Source organism: Shinella sp. JR1-6 (genome assembly GCF_004284735.1).
Classification (GTDB): domain Bacteria; phylum Pseudomonadota; class Alphaproteobacteria; order Rhizobiales; family Rhizobiaceae; genus Shinella.
This window is the reverse complement of record NZ_SHMI01000129.1, coordinates 1-680: the sequence shown is the minus strand read 5'-3', so window position 1 is coordinate 680 and position 680 is coordinate 1. Positions and strand designations below refer to the sequence as shown.

General features: G+C 59.3%; 1 protein-coding gene and 1 pseudogene. One reads left to right on the top strand and one right to left on the bottom strand.

Going from position 1 to position 680, the window contains the following annotated elements:
- Positions 1 to 213 precede the first annotated feature (213 nt).
- A complete protein-coding gene (locus EXZ48_RS35740) occupies positions 214 to 375 on the top strand; it encodes a hypothetical protein (protein WP_245290473.1) in 162 nt (53 codons plus the stop codon).
- Positions 376 to 390: 15 nt separating this feature from the next.
- Here EXZ48_RS35740 and EXZ48_RS35735 read toward each other — a convergent pair.
- Positions 391 to 525, bottom strand: a pseudogene (locus EXZ48_RS35735) (transposase); the annotation flags it as partial.
- Positions 526 to 680 lie beyond the last annotated feature (155 nt).

Below are 680 nucleotides of genomic sequence, written 5' to 3'. Positions count from 1 at the left end.
GGAGAATTCCAGATTAGACGGGCCTCGGCTGGCGCAAGGACGGATCCGCCACATAATCTCGCCCGGCACATAAGAACGGATCGCTGCTGGCATCCCGCACCAGCGACAGCAAACTGTCCGGCCCTTTGCGGAAGTCGATGGGGTGACTGGCGAGGAAGACCTTTACACCTGCGGGGATCATGCCGAGCGAACTGCCCGGATGACACGCTGCAGATGAGCGTCGTCCACATCAGCGGGAGCGCGCACGACGACATCGCCAATCAGAACTTTGATTATCGCACCGGCGGCAGATGGCGTGACTGCCTTATGACCGCTCGGCGCTACGTTATTCTTGCGAGAGCCCAGGGCGGCGTGACGCCAGCCAAACAGTTGTGACGGATGGATATCAAGCCGACGGGCGATCGCTGAGACGCTCGAGCCAGGCTCGAGTGCCTCTGCAACTGCACGCGCTTTAAAACCGTCCGACCAGCACCGGCGAAGCTGTCGAGGTGCGCCCACAAATCGGTTCGCAACAGCCTCGATCATACGGAAAGTTCTAGGGTCCGGACCCAATAATTAGCTTTCCTTGAGCGCTGGGGCATGATTCATTGCCGCGACGAAAGGGCGGTGAGATGTCTGATTTCTTTTGGTTTTCCGATGCGCAGTGGGAACGGATCGAACCGCTCCTGCCAACGGATGTG

Bases quoted from the DNA above. Each gene is read 5' to 3' on its own strand.
- EXZ48_RS35740 (WP_245290473.1), top strand. From the start codon at position 214: ATGAGCGTCGTCCACATCAGCGGGAGCGCGCACGACGACATCGCCAAT.